Origin of the sequence: Moorena sp. SIO3H5 (genome assembly GCF_010692395.1) — a bacterium.
Classification (GTDB): Bacteria; Cyanobacteriota; Cyanobacteriia; order Cyanobacteriales; family Coleofasciculaceae; genus Moorena.
On record NZ_JAAHHS010000470.1, the window covers coordinates 1 to 5,518 of the forward strand.

Consider the following 5,518-nt stretch of genomic DNA (forward strand, 5'->3'; position numbering starts at 1 on the left):
CGCAATGTTGGGAATTAGTTGATAAGTTAATGCGTTTAAGTCGTCATAAGCTCGATAATTATTTACGAGGTATGAGAGCTATGAAGCTTATACAGTCTACTTTTTAGCTCTCATGTCGCCCCCCCAGTGTTGTAATATAAATTTATGATAGTGAGTGAAGCTAAACTGTTAAATTGGTCTAAGGCACAATATCAAGCCTTAGATGAAGCCATAATAACCGCTCAATTCATTAGGAATTCTGTATTGGCTTCGTGTTACATATTGAAATACGTAACTTGATTTAACAGTTATCATTTTGATTGAGAATGAAAAATAATATAGTTGTGCTGTGGTCACATCCACGGTCTATTTCCACTGCCTTTGAACGTATGATGATGAATCGGGGAGACTTTAAAATTCTGCATGAACCTTTTGCTTATGTCTATTATGTCTTAGAAAAAAAAGGGCTTCCTACAGGAATGATTATTGATCCAGAACATCCGACACAATTTGAAGATATTAAGAACCACATTCTAAACTGTTCACCGCAACAGCATGTTTTTTTGAAAGATATGGCTTATCACTGTTATGAATATCTTGTAAAAGATGAGTCCTTTTTGCAAAAATTGGTTAACACTTTTATTATTCGTGATCCAGCTAAGTCAATCCCTTCCTATTATTTTTTAGACCACAATATCACTAAAAATGAAATTGGTTACCAGCAGCAATATTATCTCTTTGAAAAAATAATCGAATTATCAGGTGAAATTCCAGTGGTGATTGATGCGGATGATTTGCAAAGCGACCCAGAAGCAATCATCGCTTCCTATTGTAAGAAAATAAACATCAAATTTCTTCGGTCAGCTTTGCAGTGGAGGTCATCCTATAATCAACAGTGGGATGTTTGGAAAATCTGGCACGCTGACGTCGCATCGAGCAGTAAAATTTACAGCGGGAGTATTAACCAATACGAAAAAAATGTGACTAACAATGACATAATCCGAGAACTTTATGATTATAGTTTACCCTTTTATAAAAAAATGTACCAGCATAGAATTGTGCCAGATTCAACTAAAATTCTAGAGAAATTAGCAAGATAATTAGAAAAATTTGAGGAGAACAAGTTTGTCTTATCCAGTTTGGAATCCTTTTACCAACATGGGCGAGTTTTTAGAAAACCCGCTTATTCTCACCAAAGGAAAAGGTATTTATCTATACGATAAGCAGGGCAATTGTTATTTGGATGTCAATGCTTGCTTGTGGAGTTTAAGCCTGGGCTACGGGCGAGAGGATATCATTGAGGCAATGATGAACCAAGCCAGAGAAATTGCCTGTTTACCCCTATTTAGTCGCGCCCATCAAGCTGCTGTTGACTATGCCGATAAACTCTTAAACTATCTCAATGGCGATTTCTCCAAGTTTTTCTACACTTCTGGGGGAGGGGAAGCGATTGAGACAGCCCTCAAAATTAGCCGTGCTTATCACTGTGTGACAGGTAATCCTCAAAAAACTCAAGTGGGTCATTTCAGCAACTCCTATCATGGAGTTTCACTGGGTGCTTTGAGCATTATGGGTATTCCTTCGATTCGGAAAAATGTTGGTCCCATTCCTGCCGATAGCTTTGAGATTCCCATGTCCTATGAGATTAATCAAGACAATTGGACAAAGTACTTAGACAAAACCAAACAGGCTATCTTAGCTCAAAATGTGGAAACCGTTGCTGCTATTGTCATGGAACCTGTGATTGCAGCAGGAGGAATTATTCCCATCCCACCTCAGTTCATTCGGGAACTAAAAAAGTTTTGCACTATTCACAATATTCTGCTAATTTTGGATGAGATTGTCACTGGATATGGGCGGACTGGTGACTTATTTGCCTATCAGGGTCTAGGTATTGTTCCAGATTTAATTACAGTTGCTAAAGCCATCACCTCAGGCTATGCTCCCCTAGGAGGAGTCTTAGTGACAGCAAAAATTGCTGCTCCATTTATGAGTAAAGATGTGACATTAAATCATGGCTTTACCCACGGAGGACATCCAATTGCTTGTGCAGCAGCTAGTAAAACTCTAGATATTTTGCATAGTGAGGGAATTCTCAATCATGTTAAGAATAACGCTGATTATTTCTCTCAACAAATGCAGATATTAGATGATGAGTTTGAGATTGTTGAGCAGGTTAAAGGCTGTGGTTATATGTATGGAGTGAAGCTTGTTGATAAGCATGACGCAGCTAATCTTGCTCCTTTTGCCAGAAAATATGGTTTATTATTCAGACGACCTGCGGAAAATAATGTTATTCCTGTGGTACCTCCTTTGGTGTCTACACGGCAAGATATTGACGATATGGCAAGCCGCTTAAGAACTATCTTGAAGGAATATATTTTAGCTATATAAAATGACAGGAGAATTGATGATGCCAACTGACAAATCTTATTGGTTGGAACAAGTAAGCTCTGCTCAAAATAACCAAGATTTATCCAATGTCTACGATCATTGGTCACAAGAGTATGATGAAAGTGTTATCAGCTTTGGCTATAACCCTCCTGCTGTAATCAATGGATTGGTGGGAAGATTTGTCCCATCCAATGATGCCAATATATTAGATGCTGGCGTCGGTACAGGAATGGTAGGAGAGCTTCTGGCTATTCTAGGATATACCAATCTAGTGGGTATTGATTTATCCCTGAATATGTTAGAAAGGGCACGGAAAAAGCAAGTCTATCAAGATTTGAGACAAATGGTATTGGGGGAACCTTTAGCTTTTACAGATAATGAGTTTGATGCAGTTGTGAGTGCTGGTACTTTTTCCGCTAACCATGCACCCCCTGAATCATTTGATGAATTCGTGCGCATTGTCAAACCCCAAGGTTTTATTATTGTCGCCATTCGAGTTGATGTTGCTTCTTATATTGATGCCATTGAAGCGCAAATAGATACTTTAGAGAAAGAAGGTTGGTGCCAACTGGTAGAACATTCTAAGCCATTTAAAAATATTCCGTTGGTTTCTGAAACAGCAACTATTAAAGCTTTTGTTTATCGTGTGCTTCGTGACTCTTGAAAATCTCATTCTGCTTTAGGTTTTTAGTGATAGCCTAGCCCCACAGGCAAGCAAGATTTTAACCTTAAGACCATTGAGGGAGAACGTTTTTTGCCAGAGGTATAGCGCTACGCGCCAGGGAGAGGGCAGGAGGCAGAAGTATACTGCCTGTAAGGTTTCAGGACTTGAGCTTGTCCTAACGTTAATACCCAGCGCTATACCTGTAGTTCAACCAAGCTCTTTATTGCAGGAGATGCTCAAACAAGCCAATTTATAGAGAACTCTAGCTCCTACATTGCATCCCACTCATCACCACCATCACCTGGAGCAACCTCGCACAAATCAAAACCAATAATTGTTTTGCCTGTTGGAACTAGCGATCGCAACAAGTAAATTGCTCCATTAAACTCTAAGCCACCACGGGAGTGCTTGTATGGGGACAATAGGAGGGGTTTAAGCCGTCAATATCAAAGCTAATATATACCTGATCAGGTAAGTTAGATATAATTTTATGGCACTGAGCTGCCCAAGTGATACCTTCGTAAGCATTGGCTTTGAGCTGCCAATCATCAAACATAACAACTCGGCTATCACTATTTACCATTGCCATTTCTGCCTCACAAACATCTCGGATGCCAACCTGAACTAAACGACTAATCTGAGGTAGCTTGAGAGCGTTGTACATGATCGAGGCATGGGAATAAGTAAACCCCTCATAAGCTTGCCGCAGATCAGCATGGGCGTCAATTTGTAAAATACCGTATTCCTCGTGTTTTTGTGCCAGGGCTTGCATTAAGCCAAGAGGTACACTGTGATCTCCACCGACGACACCCACTAGTTTGCCTTGCTCGAGCAATTCTAACGCTTGAGTATAAACCCAATGGTTCAGAGTAGACGAGGGATTATAGATCTCCGGTTTCACCGGAGAATACTCTGGATTAATGCGCAGACCCGGTGATACTGGGAATAATCAATCATCTTGCTTGTTAATCCCCAAATTCTTCTGAGTTGTTAATTGACTCATGCCAAGGTAAACCATAGGTTCCCAGCTTTGCCAAAAAAGGATCAGGGTTAAGTTGTTCCACATTAAAGACTCCCTCACCTTGCCATTCGCCAGTTAAGACTAGCATTGCACCAAGCATTGCAGGTACTCCTGTTGTATAAGCAACAGCTTGTGCCCCTACTTCTTGATAAGCTTTTGCATGGTCACAGTTATTGTAGATATAGTAGGTTTTTGATTTTCCGTCTTTTATTCCTCGAATATGGCAGCCAATAGATGTTTGACCTTCATAGTTTTGACCTAGTGAAGATGGTGCAGGTAGAACAGCTTTGAGGAATTGCAAGGGGACGATTTGATGCCCTTCATACTCAATTGGTTCAATACTAGTTAATCCTACATTCTGGAGAACTTGCAGGTGTGTCAGATAACTTTCACTGAAAGTCATCCAAAAGCGAGCCCGTTTAATGGTGGGAATGTGTTTTACTAAAGACTCAAGCTCTTCATGATACAACAGGTATGACTCCCTCTGGCCAATCTCTGGATAATTGATTGACCCATGCACTGAGAACGGCTCAACCTCTACCCAATTGGAGTTTTCATAGTATTTTCCTTTTTGGGTAATCTCTCTGATGTTAATTTCAGGATTAAAATTAGTAGCAAAGGGATGGCCATGATCCCCTGCATTGCAATCTACAATATCTAGATAGTGAATCTCATCAAAGTGGTGCTTGAGGGCATAGGCAGTAAAGACTCCTGTGACTCCAGGATCGAATCCGCATCCAAGCACAGCCATAATCCCAGCTTGTTTATATCTTTCGTGGTAATCCCACTGCCATTTATACTCAAATTTGGCTTCATCAGGAGGTTCGTAGTTAGCAGTATCGAGATAATTTACTCCTGTTGCCAAACAAGCATCCATAATTGGCAAGTCTTGGTATGGCAAAGCCACGTTAATAACTATGTCAGGCTGAAAATCCTTAATTAGAGCGATCATTTCAGCAACGTTATCTGCATCGACTTGGGCTGTTTGTAATGAGGGATGGGCAATAGTAGCGGCAATGCGATCGCATTTTTCTTTAGTCCGACTTGCTAGGAGAATCTCCGAGAAAACATCTTGCAACTGGGCGCATTTTTGAGTAACAACATTACCAACTCCACCTGCGCCAATAATAATAACTTTTGCCATAACTGCACTATTGTTAGTTAATATAGATATTTATTTTTTAATTCTCAACACTGATCAATAATAACAGATATCGACTTGGGAGCATGTCACTTACGCAGAACATTTGTACTAAATCTGGGTAATGGGTAATAGGTAATGGGCATTGGTAACAAGTTAAGCAAAAGAGCAATTTGTCAAGCCCTCTGAGTCTGGGAAAGGAGACAAATCAAGGGGAGGTTTTTTTCTCCTGGTACGAGGGGCTTTGACAACCCCCAAATCTTGGTTCTCTTTAGCAGTTAAATAGGCCACTGGGTCAGTGGCTTTCCCTTGATGATAG

General features: G+C 40.3%; 5 protein-coding genes. 3 read left to right on the forward strand and 2 right to left on the reverse strand.

What is annotated here, in order from left to right; translation table 11 throughout:
* The first annotated feature begins 305 nt into the window (after nucleotides 1–305).
* The 3 genes from F6K52_RS31465 to F6K52_RS31475 are packed head-to-tail and all read left to right on the forward strand — an operon-like array spanning nucleotide 306 to nucleotide 3,037.
* Complete coding sequence (locus F6K52_RS31465; RefSeq protein WP_293088189.1) at nucleotides 306–1,079, forward strand: hypothetical protein; 774 nt, start codon at nucleotides 306–308, stop codon at nucleotides 1,077–1,079.
* 25 nt (nucleotides 1,080–1,104) lie between these two features.
* On the forward strand, nucleotides 1,105–2,373 hold the full coding sequence (locus F6K52_RS31470) for an aminotransferase class III-fold pyridoxal phosphate-dependent enzyme (RefSeq protein ID WP_293088191.1): 1,269 nt from the start codon (nucleotides 1,105–1,107) through the stop codon (nucleotides 2,371–2,373).
* A 19-nt stretch (nucleotides 2,374–2,392) separates the two neighbouring features.
* Nucleotides 2,393–3,037 (forward strand): class I SAM-dependent methyltransferase, encoded by a 645-nt coding sequence (locus F6K52_RS31475; protein WP_293088194.1) that lies wholly within the window; start codon nucleotides 2,393–2,395, stop codon nucleotides 3,035–3,037.
* A 388-nt stretch (nucleotides 3,038–3,425) separates the two neighbouring features.
* On the opposite strand, the gene F6K52_RS31480 is transcribed toward F6K52_RS31475, so the two are convergent.
* Complete coding sequence (locus F6K52_RS31480; RefSeq protein ID WP_293088196.1) at nucleotides 3,426–3,938, reverse strand: arginase family protein; 513 nt, start codon at nucleotides 3,936–3,938, stop codon at nucleotides 3,426–3,428.
* 64 nt (nucleotides 3,939–4,002) lie between these two features.
* Nucleotides 4,003–5,202 carry a saccharopine dehydrogenase family protein gene (locus tag F6K52_RS31485; RefSeq protein WP_293088198.1) on the reverse strand — a complete coding sequence of 400 codons (1,200 nt, stop codon included), beginning with the start codon at nucleotides 5,200–5,202 and terminating at the stop codon, nucleotides 4,003–4,005.
* Nucleotides 5,203–5,518 lie beyond the last annotated feature (316 nt).